14 protein-coding genes are annotated in these 14,795 nt (G+C 51.7%); 5 read left to right on the forward strand and 9 right to left on the reverse strand.

Annotated elements, in window-relative coordinates; genetic code table 11:
* Nucleotides 1–220: 220 nt before the first annotated feature.
* Complete coding sequence (locus tag RT52_RS05435) at nucleotides 221–1,318, reverse strand: PstS family phosphate ABC transporter substrate-binding protein (RefSeq protein WP_245175470.1); 1,098 nt, start codon at nucleotides 1,316–1,318, stop codon at nucleotides 221–223.
* Nucleotides 1,319–1,433: 115 nt separating this feature from the next.
* Entirely contained in the window at nucleotides 1,434–2,300 is an 867-nt protein-coding gene (locus tag RT52_RS05440) for a nucleotidyltransferase-like protein (RefSeq protein ID WP_034815692.1), read from the reverse strand.
* A gap of 170 nt (nucleotides 2,301–2,470) precedes the next feature.
* Between RT52_RS05440 and RT52_RS05445 the strand changes: the two genes are divergently transcribed.
* Entirely contained in the window at nucleotides 2,471–2,830 is a 360-nt protein-coding gene (locus tag RT52_RS05445; protein ID WP_034815694.1) for a YgzB family protein, read from the forward strand.
* Nucleotides 2,831–2,859: 29 nt separating this feature from the next.
* Here RT52_RS05445 and perR read toward each other — a convergent pair whose 3' ends face one another.
* Complete coding sequence (gene perR, locus RT52_RS05450; RefSeq protein WP_167331253.1) at nucleotides 2,860–3,291, reverse strand: peroxide-responsive transcriptional repressor PerR; 432 nt, start codon at nucleotides 3,289–3,291, stop codon at nucleotides 2,860–2,862.
* A 192-nt stretch (nucleotides 3,292–3,483) separates the two neighbouring features.
* On the opposite strand from perR, the gene RT52_RS05455 reads away from it, so the two are divergent.
* Nucleotides 3,484–4,782 carry a glutamate-1-semialdehyde 2,1-aminomutase gene (locus RT52_RS05455; protein WP_034815695.1) on the forward strand — a complete coding sequence of 433 codons (1,299 nt, stop codon included), beginning with the start codon at nucleotides 3,484–3,486 and terminating at the stop codon, nucleotides 4,780–4,782.
* Nucleotides 4,783–4,814: 32 nt separating this feature from the next.
* Here RT52_RS05455 and RT52_RS05460 read toward each other — a convergent pair whose 3' ends face one another.
* Entirely contained in the window at nucleotides 4,815–6,452 is a 1,638-nt protein-coding gene (locus tag RT52_RS05460) for an ABC transporter substrate-binding protein (RefSeq protein WP_034815696.1), read from the reverse strand.
* 93 nt (nucleotides 6,453–6,545) lie between these two features.
* Here RT52_RS05460 and RT52_RS05465 point away from each other — a divergent pair, with 93 nt between their 5' ends.
* The gene (locus tag RT52_RS05465) at nucleotides 6,546–7,778 is read left to right on the forward strand and encodes an MFS transporter (protein ID WP_034815698.1); all 1,233 of its coding nucleotides are present in this window, start codon (nucleotides 6,546–6,548) and stop codon (nucleotides 7,776–7,778) included.
* Between the two features lie 53 nt (nucleotides 7,779–7,831).
* Nucleotides 7,832–8,248, forward strand: coding sequence for a thiol-disulfide oxidoreductase DCC family protein (locus RT52_RS05470; protein WP_034815699.1), 417 nt, complete (start codon nucleotides 7,832–7,834; stop codon nucleotides 8,246–8,248).
* Nucleotides 8,249–8,263: 15 nt separating this feature from the next.
* Here the strand turns inward: RT52_RS05470 and RT52_RS05475 are convergent, their stop codons facing one another.
* The 5 genes from RT52_RS05475 to mutY form a co-directional block, all read right to left on the reverse strand.
* Nucleotides 8,264–9,412, reverse strand: a complete 1,149-nt coding sequence (locus tag RT52_RS05475; protein ID WP_034815700.1) for a DUF3238 domain-containing protein — start codon at nucleotides 9,410–9,412, stop codon at nucleotides 8,264–8,266.
* 433 nt (nucleotides 9,413–9,845) lie between these two features.
* Nucleotides 9,846–11,594 carry an ABC transporter ATP-binding protein gene (locus RT52_RS05480; protein WP_034805394.1) on the reverse strand — a complete coding sequence of 583 codons (1,749 nt, stop codon included), beginning with the start codon at nucleotides 11,592–11,594 and terminating at the stop codon, nucleotides 9,846–9,848.
* A 36-nt stretch (nucleotides 11,595–11,630) separates the two neighbouring features.
* Nucleotides 11,631–12,173, reverse strand: coding sequence for a nucleoside tri-diphosphate phosphatase (gene ntdP / locus RT52_RS05485; RefSeq protein ID WP_034805392.1), 543 nt, complete (start codon nucleotides 12,171–12,173; stop codon nucleotides 11,631–11,633).
* An 89-nt stretch (nucleotides 12,174–12,262) separates the two neighbouring features.
* Nucleotides 12,263–12,688 (reverse strand): hypothetical protein, encoded by a 426-nt coding sequence (locus tag RT52_RS05490; RefSeq protein WP_034815702.1) that lies wholly within the window; start codon nucleotides 12,686–12,688, stop codon nucleotides 12,263–12,265.
* Nucleotides 12,657–13,709, reverse strand: a complete 1,053-nt coding sequence (gene mutY, locus RT52_RS05495; RefSeq protein ID WP_034815704.1) for an A/G-specific adenine glycosylase — start codon at nucleotides 13,707–13,709, stop codon at nucleotides 12,657–12,659. Before mutY ends, RT52_RS05490 begins: the two co-directional genes overlap by 32 nt.
* An 84-nt stretch (nucleotides 13,710–13,793) precedes the next feature.
* On the opposite strand from mutY, the gene RT52_RS05500 reads away from it, so the two are divergent.
* Nucleotides 13,794–14,774: a metal-dependent hydrolase gene (locus tag RT52_RS05500; protein WP_034815708.1), complete on the forward strand. Its 981-nt coding sequence runs from the start codon at nucleotides 13,794–13,796 to the stop codon at nucleotides 14,772–14,774.
* Nucleotides 14,775–14,795 lie beyond the last annotated feature (21 nt).

The raw sequence follows: 14,795 nt of genomic DNA on the forward strand, positions 1-14,795 counted from the left end.
CATCGTTCAGTTTTCAAAGTTCGTCTGTCGCGCTTGGCGACTTTATTAATCTATCACGTCGTCGTTCTCCCAGTCAACAACTTTTTTCACAAATTGTTTTTCTGAAATAATCTTTTGCCGTGACAACGTTTATAACTATAATCTCTAATTCCCACATCGTCAATAGAAAATTCATAAATAAATAAAAAAAGTTGAGCCTCGTCTCTCGAGGCCCAACCCATTAGTCTTTAGCGAGTGGAACATACCCTGTTCTCTCTACGAGCGTCTGCCCTTCTTCCGAACCCATCCAGTCTAGGAAAGGCTTGAACTCTTCATAACGATCCTCAGTCGTGATCGCATAAAACTCCGACGTAATCGGATACGTCCCATCGGCAATCGTTTCAACCGTCGGAGCCACACCATTCACTTGAACCAGTTTAATGTCATGGTCTTCAATCATCTCGGTCGCATAGAAGCGGAAAGAGAAGCCAATCGCATTTTTATGGTTTTGGTAAGCGGCCGTCTGTTCGATGATGCCACCCATACCTTCCGGGACATCCTCGACCGGGGCGTCCATCAATTTCCGTTCACCCATCATTCGCTGCAAAGCAGTCTGACTTCCGCTTCCTTCCGGCCGCTGAAACGCACGAATCGAGTCATTCTTACCACCGACTTCTTGCCAATTCCGAATATCCCCTGAATAGATTTGCTGAATCTCTTCTAATTCAAGTGAGTCGACCGGATTGTCTTCATGGACAAAGAAGATGAACGCCTCACGTCCAATTGGTGTCATGTTGAACGCGACACCTTTTCGTTCCGCTGCGGCGATTTGTTGATCTGAAGGGCCGGCGACAAAAATGATATCCGTTTTCCCATTAATCAATCGTTCATACGCTTCACCCGTTGTCGTTGAGACGACCGCACTGTTCCCCCACTCGATATCGTACGGGTCATAGTCTCCTTGTGGATAGGTCGCCTCGACAAAAGAAGCATAGAGTGGGTAGAGCGCTGTCGCCCCATCGAGACGAGGTAGTTCTTCCTCGACCTTAAAGGAAGCCGGCGCATCCAGTTTTGCTAAATTGGATTCCGGTTTAAATGGACGGTAGTCTTGTAGCTCCACGCCCCGCTCTTCAATTCGCAGCCCCGCCGTATATACATAATAGCCTTTGACGGATGCGAACAAGACGACCGCGATGACCGTTCCAACCAAGCCGACGCGTTTTAAGTTTTGTTTGGAGAGTTTTGAGAAATCATATAGCGCAATGATCACAATCGCCAGTGCGGCGACAAACCAAAGCGTCCATATGATTGGACGCCCTCCCGCAATCGGGTCTCCCATAGTAAATATCGCGACCACGAAAGTTAAAAAAACAGTCGCAACGATGATGGATACACTACTTAATAGAAACTTTATCACTTTCATCAATCATACAATCCCCATTCTCATTCTATTCTTAAGAAATTTCATACGCGATTGCTTCAACCCCGACGCCCTTCGTCGGACGCGCAACTGCCCGGACATAGCCTTTCCGGACAAGGAAACTAATGATGCTCCCTAAATCGACACGTAACTCTTGCAAGTCCGGGTGTTCCATTAGTTCTGAGAATGACCATGGTTCTTCTTGTCGTTGCATGACTTGAAGCAACAACAGTGTTCCCGGCAACACTTTCGATTGAATCAAGTGCTCCATCCCAATGATAACGAGATGAATGCGCTGTTCGAGCTCTTCGCCCCCGCTCACAAGCTCTTCGTGTAGCTTATACACTTCTAAATCTAATTTTCGGACTTGTTTCCATAAGATAATCTCCGGATGAATGCCGGCCTCTAAAATCGACAACCGCGCCAAGTGCGTCAAGGCATGATGGATTTGCGTGAATGCGTCTTGATATTCTCCTTGTAAAAACAAACTGCGGCCGTCTTCGAACCGTCTGAGCAGTTTCGCGAACGCAAGCGAGAGTTGGAGACGTTGTTCTTCATTTGAGAAGTTGCGCAATCGCTGCCGAAGTTCTAGTAAGAATTCATTTCTCTCAAATAACACCATACCGTCCTCTATCCAATGAATGGCACGTCGATTTTCATTCAAGACAATCCAGCGATCCATCATCGAATCGCTCACAACGTGAAGGACAATTTTTTCTTGCCCGATTTGATAGTGTTTCACCGTCCAAAACGGATCGTCTTTCGCCTCGATAACAATCAACAGCCGATCCGATTGATCAGTCAACGGATCTCTCGGTCGCTTTTTCTTCACCTCGATAATCCCGAGCGTTGTTTTCAAGGCTGCATATTCTGAATAAATCGTTCGTGTGGCGTATTCCATCGTCACCTTGACCCCTTCTTTCTCATTGTGAACACTTCGTCCACACAAGTATCTACTCTGCTACGAAATTGATTCGCCTTGTTTATAAAATTCTCCTGCCATTGAACGCACGAACTTCTCACCGCTCGATAGATAAGATATAGTAAAGGCAGACATGGAGGGATTGTGGAATGAAAAAACGGGGGAATAAAATCAACCGAGCTCGGAACGTCGCGCTATTGCTCATCTTCGGCGGAATCGGTGTCATGTACCTCGGGTTGCTCGCGAAGAACATCACGTGGCTGATGATTATTTTCATGTTACTCGGTTTCTTGATGGTGTTATCGAGTTCTGCCCTTTACTTCATCATCGGAATGGCATCGACGAAAGCAATCATCGTCACGTGCCCGAATTGTGAGAGAGAGACAAAGATGCTCGGCCGCGTCGATTTATGTATGCATTGCGACGAGCCATTGACGATTGATCGCTCATTAGAAGGAAAAGAGTTTGACGAAAAGTATAACAAACGCCAATCCGGGCAACACGATTAAAAAACACATCCGCGTGTCGGATGTGTTTTTTAATGTGTATGCGTTTGTTCAGCCTGGCACGTCGGACATGTCCCGTACACTTCAAGACGGTGACGATCGACTTTGAAGCCGGTCAACTGAGAAGCGACCGCTTCAATCTCATCGAGTACCGGGTAGTTGAAGTCGACGACTTTTCCGCACGTATCACAGATAATGTGATAGTGACGCGAAGTGACGAAATCAAATCGGCTCGAGGCATCTCCATAGTTCATTTCTTGAACGAGTCCAATCTCTTTGAAGACGCGCAAGTTATTATATACCGTGGCGACACTCATGTTCGGAAAACGTCCCGATAGCGCCTTGTAAATATCATCCGCCGTCGGATGACTGTGCTCCGTGACGAGGTACTCCAAAATGGCCTGGCGCTGAGGCGTCATTCTGACTCCATGTTCTCGGAGCGACTGAACAGCATGGTCAAGCATCTCGCTTCCCACGTCAATCCCTCATTTCTTCTATTAGAATTCATGCGAAATGTTAGTTAGAATTAACCTATTTCTTACATAGTAATCTTTATAAATAGTGTACTGATTTCTAAAGCAGTCGTCAAACGTCGAGCTTAAGCGGTTGACGGCTATGATACAATAAGTGCGAATTTGTAAAAGGAGGCAATACATATGTCAACATCATCTACCCGGAAACAGTCAGACGTCTTGTACGAAGAGGCACAGACCCACATCGTCGGTGGCGTCAACAGTCCTTCACGCTCGTTTAAGGCCATTGGCGGCGGCGCTCCCGTCTATATGGAGCGCGGGGAAGGGGCATATTTTTATGATGTGGATGGCAATCGCTATATCGACTATTTAGCGGCTTACGGTCCAATCATCACCGGTCACGCCCACCCGCACATTCATCGCGCCTTGATGGAGGCGTCGTCAAAAGGACTGCTTTACGGGACACCCCACGCCCTTGAAGTCGATTTTGCGAAGAAATTGAAAGCTGCCATCCCATCGATGGATAAAGTCCGGTTCACCAACTCCGGGACGGAAGCCGTCATGACGACGATCCGGGTTTCCCGTGCCTACACCGGACGCGAACTCGTCGTCAAGTTCAGCGGTTGCTACCATGGCCACTCAGACTTGATGCTCATCGCCGCAGGAAGCGGTCCGGCGACACTCGGCTCACCAGATTCTGCCGGTGTCACACGTGCGACCGCCAAAGAAGTCATCACCGTCCCGTTCAATGACGTCGAGGCGTTCCGTAACATGATGAACGAATGGGGCGAACAAGTCGCTTGCGTCCTCGTCGAGCCGATCGTCGGGAACTTCGGCATCGTAGAACCAAAACCAGGTTTCCTCCAAGCCGTCAACGACATCACCCATGAACATGGCGCCCTCGTCATCTATGATGAGGTCATCACGGCGTTCCGCTTCACATACGGTAGCGCGCAACAAGTGTACGGCATTGAGCCAGACATGACGGCACTCGGAAAAGTGATCGGTGGCGGATTGCCAATCGGTGCTTATGGCGGGAAAGCTGAAATCATGGAGACCGTCGCGCCGCTCGGCCCTGCGTACCAAGCCGGGACGATGGCCGGAAACCCTGCTTCGATGGCGACCGGGATCGCCTGCCTTGAAGTGTTGGAACAGCCGGGCGTCTATGAGAAACTCGACGCCCTCGGCGCCCGGCTCGAGGCCGGAATTCGCGAGGCGGCAAACACACACGGTGTGACGATCACCCTCAACCGCTTGAAAGGGGCGCTCACGGTCTACTTCACAGACGAAATCGTCACCGACTATGACGGTGCCGAAAAGTCGGACGGCGAAGTGTTCGGCCGTTTCTTCAAGCTCATGCTCGAGAATGGCGTCAACCTGGCCCCTTCGAAATACGAGGCCTGGTTCTTGACGACAGAACATACGGAACAAGATATCGACGAGACGATCGCCGCGGTCAACCGCGCGTTCGCCGAACTATAAAGAAACGGAGATGCCGCGGCATCTCCGTTTCTTTATAGCGATGGTCGAATCCAAAGCTGCTCGTAGCGCGGATGACCATAGATGTCGATCGGCACATCGCCGAGGAAACTCGGGAATCGTCGTTCGCGGGCCACATGATAAAGCGGGACGACGTACGCTTGCTCGGTCACGTAACGTTCGACTTCACGATGAAGGTGCGGCCAGACGTCCAAATCGACTTGATGATATCGGTCCATCATCGTCCGAAGCGTCGCGTCTTCACCGAGCAACTTCCCGACAAGCGATAACTCGCTCGTCATGAACGCCAGAAACGCCAAGTCGCGGTCTTCATTCATCATCTCGCCACAAAGGATGATGTCGGCGCGCCGGAGCGTCTCTTCCTCGAACAAGACGGACAACGTATACACTTCTGTCTCCACGGTGAAACCCGCAAACGTCAATTGTTGTGCAATCAAGTTGGCGTCTTCCGTCGCCGTCGCGTAAGGCAAATGCAAGAGACGGATCGGACGCACATCGATGCGGTCTTCCGCTTCTCGCTTCACTTCTTGACTCGCTTCTGGGAAAAAGCCATGGGCGACTTGATGCCGCTCTCCGCCTAATGCGACGAGTGCCGTTTTGTCGATGGTACGGAGAATCGCTCGCCGAACGTCCGGGGCGTCCTTCAACCAAGAATGCCTCATGTTGAAGACGGCGTAACGCGCCCCAGCTTCGGCGACCCATTTCACGAGGCGATGGTCGTCTCGCATGCTCCATTCGGCGTGGTCCGCCTCCGAGAACGTCACGAACTCGACGACATCCAACGACGGCCGCGGACGCAAGCCCCGTTCGAACGCTTGGAAACGCGTGACGTCTTCGGACACACGTTCGAGTTTGAACGGCCCTGTCCCGACCGTCCCCTCAAACCCTTTATACGAAATCGAGGCGGGCGTCTGCGCTAAGAGCCGCTCGATGTAACCACCGTGCGCAGATGTATAGATGTCGACGATAAAAGGAGCCGGTGAATCGACTCGCTCGATTGGCGCGAACAGCCACCGTTGTTTCCCGTATCGCAACAATCGGTTGAGCGAGTAGACGATCTCATTCGCCGAGAGCGACATCCCGTTATGGAACAGTACCCCTTTTCGGATATATAAGCGAAAACCGAAACGTGTTGCTTCTATATGATGGGCGAGCGATGGTCGGATGACATTCCCGTCCCATTCGAACAACCGGTCGAACAGGTGGCGGGCGAGCGACGCCTCCATCGCGATGTGGATATCGAGCGGGTCGAGCGAGGCGAGCGCTCTCGTTCGCGGGAAGATGAAACGATCCTCTTCCGTCTGTTCGAAGCCGAATCGCCCCCAGATGTGAGCCTGGATTTTCTCTCGCAACAGCGGCGGCCATTCCCACTCTAGCCATTTTGCCGCCTCGGCCATCGTGATGCGGGCGAACGTCGTATCTACCCAAGTCGTCAACACCTGATTAAACGACGGCGCGAACTGAATGACGGACTCGTGCCCCCTGCCCCGGCCCGGGCGATACTCGACCCATCCGGACTGCGCCCACACGTTCACGTCTCGCTTGATTTGTTTTTCACTATACCCCGTGGCGTTGACCGCTTCGCGTAACGTCACGTCCTCTCGGTCCCGCTCGATGGCATAGCGATAGATGGAAACAAGCTTCGGATTCATCGGACTCCCCCTTAAAAGTGGACATCTCCACTTTATTTGTCTCTTTTTTCCAAGTGTAGTCCACGTTTAAAGTAGGTGCAAGGAGGTGCTCACATGAAATTTAAAGATTTTCCTACAAACGTCCGACTCCGGCTCGTCTGCGGCTTTTTTATCCGCATCGTCGGTTCGGCTATCTTCCCCTTCATGGCTTTATACTTTTCAGCAGAACTCGGCAAAATCGCCGCCGGGATCATCATGACATCTTTTGTCATCGTCGGGTACGTCACCGGCTTGTTCGGTGGGTACTTCTCGGACCGGTTCAATCGAAAACACGTCTTGCAAATCGGGCAAGTCGTTCAAATTTTATGCTTCATCGGCATGACGGTCGCGATTCACCCCTCGAACAACTGGGCACTCGCCGTCGCCGTCCTTTACTTCGGTCATGCGATTTCAAACGGATTGAACTATCCGGCGCTCGAGGCGATCGTTATCGACTCGATGGAAGAATCGAATCGAAAAGCGATTTACGTGTATGACTACTGGCTTGTCAACTTGGCCATCGCAGGCGGGGTCATGCTCGGCGGGTTGTTCTATCGCGATCATCGCTTCGCCTTATTCGTCGGGATGACGCTCGTCTTACTCATCACGACACTCGTCCTGCAGCGGTATCTCGTCGATTCGTATACCGGTAACCGCGCCACACCGGCGAACCCGATCGTCGGAGTCATCACGAACTACCGGATCGCCCTCGCCGACCGGCGTTGGATGCTGTTTGTCCTCGGCAGCATGCTCGTCTTCTCGACCGAGTTCCATATGGCGAACTATATCGGTGTTCACCTCGCCGAGACGTTTCAAGAACGAACGATTGTCGGTGTCCCATTTGACGGGGTGCGGATGATGGCGTTCATGCAACTCGAGAACACGCTCCTCGTCGTCGCAATCACGTTCGCCGTCACCGCCTTCGTCAAACGTTTCCGCGAGAAACACGTGTTCTTTATCGGTCTCGCGTTATACGTCACCGCATTCGCGGCAATCACGTCAATGAGCTCATTTTTCGTCTTGGCCGTCCTCGCCGTCGTCTTCACGGTCGGGGAACTCCTTTATTCTCCTATTCGCCAAGTGAAGCAAGTCGATTTGCTCGACCCGGAACGGCGGGCCTCATATTTGGCGTTCGGCGGATTGACGTTCCACGGGGCCAAACTCGTGGCCGCTGCCGGCATCGTCGTCGGTGCGTTCATCGGACCGGTCTTCATGAGCGGCTACATCTTCGCTTTCGGCGCGCTTGGAGGATATTTGTATTACTTGTCTCTCTACAAGATGGCGTCGACCCGACAACTGGCGGCATGACGTTTAACCTTTTGCTTGAGCGGTAACTACGAAGAGTGAAGGAGGCGATGTTTATGCCAGCAATCGTATTGTTCGACGGGGACTGCAATTTTTGTGATGCGAGTGTCCAATTCATTCTGAATCGTGACACGAAAGGTCACTTTCATTTTGCATCGCTTCAAGGCGAAGCCGGAAAAGCGTTACGGACCCGGCACCGGATTCCAGAAGCCATCGATAGTATCGTGCTTTTGAAAGATGGTGTCCCTTATCTCAAGTCAGATGCGGCCATCCGGATTGCAGAAGGGTTGGATGGGGGATGGCGTTGGCTCGGGCTCATCCGTATCGTACCGAGACCGCTTCGCGATTTCGGATACGACGTCATTGCCAAAAATCGCTACAAATGGTTCGGAATGAAAGAGACGTGTAAACTTCCGACACCAGAAGAACGGAGTCGGTTCCTCGATCAACAGACAAACCCGCCAACCTCTTGAAGGTGGCGGGTTTTCTTATTGCATACACGTGAGGTATGTCCAGTGACAGTACGGTAAAGGCTGAGCCATAAAGCTGACGCCCAAATCGTCGGCTCGGTGAATGGTGATCCACGGCGCCTCTCCCATGCGAAGATAAATCTCATGGTGGGGAGACTGTGTATGCTCACCAGACAACTTGAACGTCGGTCGATTTTTCAGATGTGCGACAATCGTATACTTAATGTCCGGTGCAATCACGAGCGGATTGCCGACTGAATGTTTAAGACGATACGTCACTTCTCCGGGCTCGATGGAGACATCTTCTAAATAGACTTGATCGACGGAAGCCACGTCTTCTCCCGTCAATTTATGATGTTTCGTATAGCCTCTCGTCACGTTCGCATCTTTCTTAATCGAGACGAATGGCACGTCACGCAACTGTTCGACCATGACTTCGGTTCGCGTTCGATAATCTTCAGCGTAAACATTGTATGAGCGACCATCCCCCTCAAAGTAAGGATGCGGGGAGAACACGTTCGGATTCTTTAAAATTGGCGGTTTTATGAACGGCTGGACACGTAACTGCACGTCGCTCACTTCTATGGTTTCCGGAGTCGACGGACTGACCATAAAGTACATGACATACAGCTCGCTATCCCGTCTCGTCGAGAGCGTATGTTCTTTCCCGAGCGTCATCGCCTTCCCGACAAAATCAATCAACTGCGTACCGGGCTTGCGGGAATGTTTCACCGGACGCAATGCCCGTACTTCATAAAACGTCGGCTCGTGTAACGGTGTATCATCGATATATCCGGACCCGCTCACTTCCGCGACGCGGCGCCCTTGGCGATAAATCGCATACGACTCCACGTCTGGTATCGGATCCCAATGCAAGTAGGTGCCTGCATCGGTTACGACAGCCGCGGTCAAATGTCGGTTCCAATATACGTCGTCTTTCGGGTTGACGGCCGCCGTGTAGACGCACGCCTCTTCCCCTGACGCAAACGTCAACTGATAGGCCACTTGTTCGCCGACTTTTGTTTCAAGGTCCACATAATGGTGCTCGGTTCCTTCGTAAACGTCCGTGCCATTTCGAACGACGTGTACTTCCCCTTCGAGTGACCACGTTAATTCAATCCCTTCATTGAGCGGCCGAACTTGAATCAATCCTTCCCCGTTCATCATTGAATCGTCCCCCTTTTCATGTCGTTACCTCATTCCCGTCTCGCACGAACGAAAAACAAAAAAAAGACTTCGAGTTTAGAACTCGAAGCCAGCTTGTTGACTAACATCAATCGAATCGCTCGTCCTTCCGGCGCCCACGCTTTCCGCAGGCAATCCCGGAGCCGCATCGCGACTTTCGTCGCTGCTGGGTCTCCGTTGGATTGCGTTCCTGTCGGAGTCGGGGCGCCGTCGGAAGATCAACACAAACGGTCGCCGTCTGGCGGCCATTTTTTTCTGTCGCCACGATGGCCGAAACGACCGTCGACATCGTACGTCATCCATTCCGAGTCGGGGTGAACAGATCAAGCTCGTTGAACACAAAAAAAGACGAACCCATTCGCTTTTTACGAATAGATTCGTCAACAGCCAGACTTCGAGTTTAGAACTCGAAGCCTTATTCGACGACAGCTAAGTCTTGAATCATATACAGGTCGTAGTAGGCACCCCGTCGACGCATCAATTCTTCATGCGTCCCGGTCTCCATGATTCGTCCATTGTCGACGACGACGATTTTGTCGGCGTCCGTGATTGTAGACAAGCGGTGCGCGACGATTAACGTCGTCCGCCCTCTCGTCAAGCGCGCGAGCGAGTCTTGAATCATCGCCTCACTCTCGAGGTCGAGTGCACTCGTCGCTTCATCGAGGATGATGATCGGCGGGTGTTTCAAGAAGACGCGGGCGATGGCGAGGCGTTGCTTTTGACCGCCTGACAGTTTCACGCCTTTCTCCCCGACTGGTGTATCATACCCGTTCGGCAAGTTCGAGATGAACTCGTGCGCGTTCGCTGCTTTCGCGGCGGCGATGACGTCCTCGTCTGACGCTTCCGGATTCCCCATCCGGATGTTCATCGCGACCGACTCGCTAAAGAGCACAGAGTCTTGCATGACCATACCGATTTGATCGCGGAGCGCGCGCAGTTTGAAGTCCCGCACGTCGACACCGTCGATTTTGATGCTCCCATCCGTGACGTCATAGAAGCGCGGGATCAAACTGACGAGCGTCGACTTCCCACCGCCGGACATACCGACGAAGGCGACCCGTTCCCCTTCCCGAATCGATAGGCTCACGTCATGAAGGGCACGTGTGCCTTCCTTCTCATAGGCGAACCCGACACGGTCGAGCTCGATTTTACCGGCCGTCTGGACCGGCACGAATGCGCCTCTTTTCTCTTCGATGTCATACGGTTCATCGAGGAACTCGAACACCCGGTCCATCGACGCGACCGACTGCGTGAGCGTCGTCGCCGAGTTGACGAGTCGGCCGAGCGGTGCATACAACCGATCGATATATGCGATGAACGCGACGAGCGTCCCGAGTGAGACTTGATCTTGCAAGACGAGCCATGAGGCCGTCGTGAAAATCAAAATCGGGGCGATGTCCGTAATCGTCGAGACGACGACATACGTCTTCGCGTTCCAACCCGTGTGTCGAAGCGCCGCTTTCAAGAAGCCACCGTTCTGTTGTTCGAACGCCTTGTTCTCATACGGTTCGAGGGCGAAGCTGCGGATGACGGCCATGCCGTTCACCCGTTCCGTCAAATGACCTTGCAAATCGGCGAGTGCGGCCGAACGTTCACGTGTCAAACGACGCAGGCGACCGTAAAAGTAACGGACAGCAATCGCATAGAACGGGAGCGGCAAAATCGCGATGAGCGTCAGTTGTGGGTCGATCGTATACATGATGGCGATGGCGATTAAAATCGTCACCATATCGAGCCAAATGTTCATGAGGCCGGTGATGACGAAGTCTTTCGTCTGCTCGACGTCGTTGATGATGCGGGAGATGATTTGCCCGGTCTTGTTGTTCGAATAATAACGGAGCGATAGCTTCTGCACGTGGTCGAACAAACGGTTCCGGACATCGAATAAGATTCGCGTTGCCGCCCATTGTGCCAAATATTGACGTAAATATTCAATCGGCGGTTTCAAGACGAGAAAGATGAAGAAGACGATGCTGAACAGCCAGACGAGCTCGGTGTAATCGGCCGCCGGGTCTGGATCTGTCAAATAAGTATCAATGACATATTTATAAAGTAACGGTAATCCGAGCGGAATCGAAAATTTCAAGATTCCGACGAAGATGGTGAGCGCAATCTGTTTCTTATACGGTTTAACAAATTGCAAATAACGTTTAATACTGCCCATAGTTCCTCCTTCAAGAAAAAAAGCGGAGATGAACAATCATCTCCGGTAACGTGCTTCGTATTCGCGATACCATTCATCGACGAATGTTGGGTTGAACGGCCCTTTCCGTCCTCGAATCCAGTTGATAAGTTCTTGAACGTTCTGTTTCAAGATTCGATCAATCGCTTTCGGATAATTCATCTCGCGACGATGCCGCTCGTATTCATCCTCATCTAAAATCGTGTACGACATATCTGGGAACACCTTGATGTCCAAATCGTAGTCGATGTACTTGATGGCGCGTTCGTTGCCATCAAACGTCGTCGGCGAACCTAGATTACAGTAATAGTAAATCCCATCTTCGCGAATCATACAGATGACATTGAACCAAAACTCAGATGAAAAGTAGCAAATTGCCGGCTCTCGCGTTCTCCATTGCCGGCCGTCTGACTCGCTGACCATGATACGGTCATTGAATCCGATCATATCCGTTTTTGACGACTGAAGGACGAGCGTTTCTTCCCAAACGCGATGCAAAGTTCCGTTGTGCTTGTAGCTCTGTATCTCGATCTTGCTACCTGCTTTGGGAAATAAGCTCATAAGCTCCTCCTTTCCGCTATGATGCTATACAATTCTCATATTTAATTATAGCGACTTTCAGAACCAATGAAAAAGGAAATCTCTTATTTTCAGGAATTTAGTATGTTTTGGAAAGCAGTAGCGCGTGACTTGAACATCGAGCGCAGCACGAAACGTTCGACGAGCACGTTCGGAAGATAACTGTCGAACGTGACTTCATCGATCATGACCGCCCGCCCCTCACGTGTCTCGACGCGATGGACGTGGCAAAATCGTTTGAACGGAAACGGTAGCTTCACGCCTTGATCACAAAAGGCACGGTCTCCAGCCAACGTGATGACGCTATTCCAAGGCAAAGAGACCGGACCGATTCCGATGCGGAGTTGGACGACGTTCCCTTCAACCGAGGCCCCGTCCCCTACGAGCGTCACTTTCGGGAATGACGTCAGTTTTGATAAGAGCGATGCGTCTTGCAGCAACGCCCATAGTTGCTCCGATGACGTCTCAAACGTCGTCGTTACGTCGAACTGTCTCATCGTCTACACCTGCCATCTGTTCTAATTTTTGTTGCGCGACCGACACCGTCAACTTGGCCCGCTCTTCCCCGTCGAGCCAGACCCAATCCCCTTCCGGTAGCGTCTCGACGACGTACAAATCTAAATACCAAACGATGTGCGAGAAAACATGCTTCACTTGTCCCACATAGGTTCCGTTTACCTGTTCCCCTGTTCCACGTTCTGTAAGCGGGTATTGCCACATTCCGGCGAGCAGACCCGCGTCCGGTCGTTTGACATAAGCTGTCTTCCCATCGCGGCGGCAATAGAGTGCGTCATACATCTCAATTCGGGACGCCCCTTTTTTCGTTTTGACAGGGAGTTCCTCTTGCACGTTATGGGTGTAAGCATAGCAGTGCTCTTGGACGGGGCAAAGCGAACACATCGGGTTTTTCGGCGTGCATACCGTCGCCCCGAGTTCCATAACGCCTTCATTAAAATCAGAGGCATGGCTCGGGTCCATCAAGCGCCGGACGACTCGTTCGAACAGCTTTCGCGTCTTCGGGAGGGCGATGTCGTCATAAATACCGAACTGCCGCGACATGACGCGCATGACGTTGCCATCAACGGCCGGTTCCGGTTGATTGTAGGCGATTGAGAGTACGGCCCCTGTCGTATACGGTCCGACCCCTTTTAGCTTTTCGAACCGCTCTTTCTCTTCCGGGACAATCCCGTCATAAACGGCGACGACTTCGCGGACCGCTTGATGAAGGTTGCGAACACGTGAGTAATACCCGAGCCCTTCCCAATACTTGACAACATCTTCTGGTTCGGCCTCAGCGAGCGACTCCATCGTCGGGAATCGCTCCATGAATCGATTGAAATAGGGGATGACCGTATCGACACGCGTCTGCTGTAGCATGACTTCGCTGACCCAGACACGATATGGATTTTTATTGTGGCGCCAAGGTAAATCGCGTTTTTCTCGATTGAACCACGTCACTAAATTTTCATTGAATTCAGGAATAGTATAATTTGTGAACAATTTATCAAGATCAAGCATTTCGTTTCCCCTCGTTTTAGAAATATTGTATGATATATGAGATCAGTTAACGACGTGTTTATTTGATGGAGGTGCTGAAGCACATTGGATACAGCTACTCACATTGGGATGGGACTTGGTTTAAGTGCCATGGCGACACTCAGCCCGGAAGTGTCAGGCGACGCACAGCTTTTCCTCGCCATGACCGCCACGGCGCTTGTCGGCTCGCACGCTCCGGATTTTGATACGGTCTTCAAATTAAAAGGCAATAGCACGTATTTACGCCAGCATCGCGGTCGTTCACACGGAATCACCGCACTCCTTGCTTGGCCGATCATCGTCAGCGCAGTCATCGGGACCGTGCTTGGCGTCAACCCCGCTTCGCTCTGGGTCATGGCCCAAATCGCCGTGTTGCTCCATGTTACCGTCGATTTGTTTAACGCCTATGGGACGCAGGCGCTACAACCGTTTTCGAAAAAATGGATCGGTTGGGGCGTCATCGGAACGTTCGATCCGTACTTGTTCTCCGCCTATTACGGAGCATATGTATTATGGCTCATCACAGGGGCGACTGTCCCGATTTTTGCATTGCTCATTGCGCTCGTCGTCAGTTATTATGCGATTCAGTTCAAGTTGCGTAACCGCGCGCTCGCCACGGTCGCGCGTCACTTCGCCGGTGCCCATGAGCTCTTCATCTCCCCAGGAATCGGTTGGGATGATTGGCACGTCGCGGTCCGTTTCCGTGATGGTCTCGGTGCCGTCAAAGTGAAAAAAGGGGAAGTCATTGAATGCGGCCGGTTCCGTGACAAACCGATGCCAGGTGAGGACGACCTTCATTTCGTCGAGGCACGAAAAAATGCCGACTTGCAAGCGTTCCTGGCGTTCTCGAAGATTCACACGTACACGGTCACACGCCACAACGGCATGATCGAGTACCGGTTCACGAACTTGCGCTACTTTTCAAAAGACATCTATCCGTTCGTCGCCGTCGTCATCGTCGACGAAGGATCGAACGAAGTGTTGTCTTCGTTCACCGGCTGGGTGTTCAGTGAAGAGAGCTTGCAGAAAAAATTGGCTTATGAATAAGAAAAGTCGCTCCGCGGAGCG

The sequence above is a fragment of the Exiguobacterium alkaliphilum 12/1 genome (assembly GCF_000714435.1).
Taxonomy (GTDB): domain Bacteria; phylum Bacillota; class Bacilli; order Exiguobacteriales; family Exiguobacteriaceae; genus Exiguobacterium; species Exiguobacterium alkaliphilum.

Excerpts from the sequence above, each read along its gene's own strand:
- RT52_RS05435 (WP_245175470.1), bottom strand. The coding sequence starts at position 1,318 with ATGGGAGACCCGATTGCGGGAGGGCGTCCAATCATATGGACGCTTTGG.
- RT52_RS05440 (WP_034815692.1), bottom strand. The coding sequence starts at position 2,300 with ATGGAATACGCCACACGAACGATTTATTCAGAATATGCAGCCTTGAAA.
- RT52_RS05445 (WP_034815694.1), top strand. The coding sequence starts at position 2,471 with ATGAAAAAACGGGGGAATAAAATCAACCGAGCTCGGAACGTCGCGCTA.
- perR (WP_167331253.1), bottom strand. The coding sequence starts at position 3,291 with ATGCTTGACCATGCTGTTCAGTCGCTCCGAGAACATGGAGTCAGAATG.
- RT52_RS05455 (WP_034815695.1), top strand. The coding sequence starts at position 3,484 with ATGTCAACATCATCTACCCGGAAACAGTCAGACGTCTTGTACGAAGAG.
- RT52_RS05460 (WP_034815696.1), bottom strand. The coding sequence starts at position 6,452 with ATGAATCCGAAGCTTGTTTCCATCTATCGCTATGCCATCGAGCGGGAC.
- RT52_RS05465 (WP_034815698.1), top strand. The coding sequence starts at position 6,546 with ATGAAATTTAAAGATTTTCCTACAAACGTCCGACTCCGGCTCGTCTGC.
- RT52_RS05470 (WP_034815699.1), top strand. The coding sequence starts at position 7,832 with ATGCCAGCAATCGTATTGTTCGACGGGGACTGCAATTTTTGTGATGCG.
- RT52_RS05475 (WP_034815700.1), bottom strand. The coding sequence starts at position 9,412 with ATGATGAACGGGGAAGGATTGATTCAAGTTCGGCCGCTCAATGAAGGG.
- RT52_RS05480 (WP_034805394.1), bottom strand. The coding sequence starts at position 11,594 with ATGGGCAGTATTAAACGTTATTTGCAATTTGTTAAACCGTATAAGAAA.
- ntdP (WP_034805392.1), bottom strand. The coding sequence starts at position 12,173 with ATGAGCTTATTTCCCAAAGCAGGTAGCAAGATCGAGATACAGAGCTAC.
- RT52_RS05490 (WP_034815702.1), bottom strand. The coding sequence starts at position 12,688 with ATGAGACAGTTCGACGTAACGACGACGTTTGAGACGTCATCGGAGCAA.
- mutY (WP_034815704.1), bottom strand. The coding sequence starts at position 13,709 with ATGCTTGATCTTGATAAATTGTTCACAAATTATACTATTCCTGAATTC.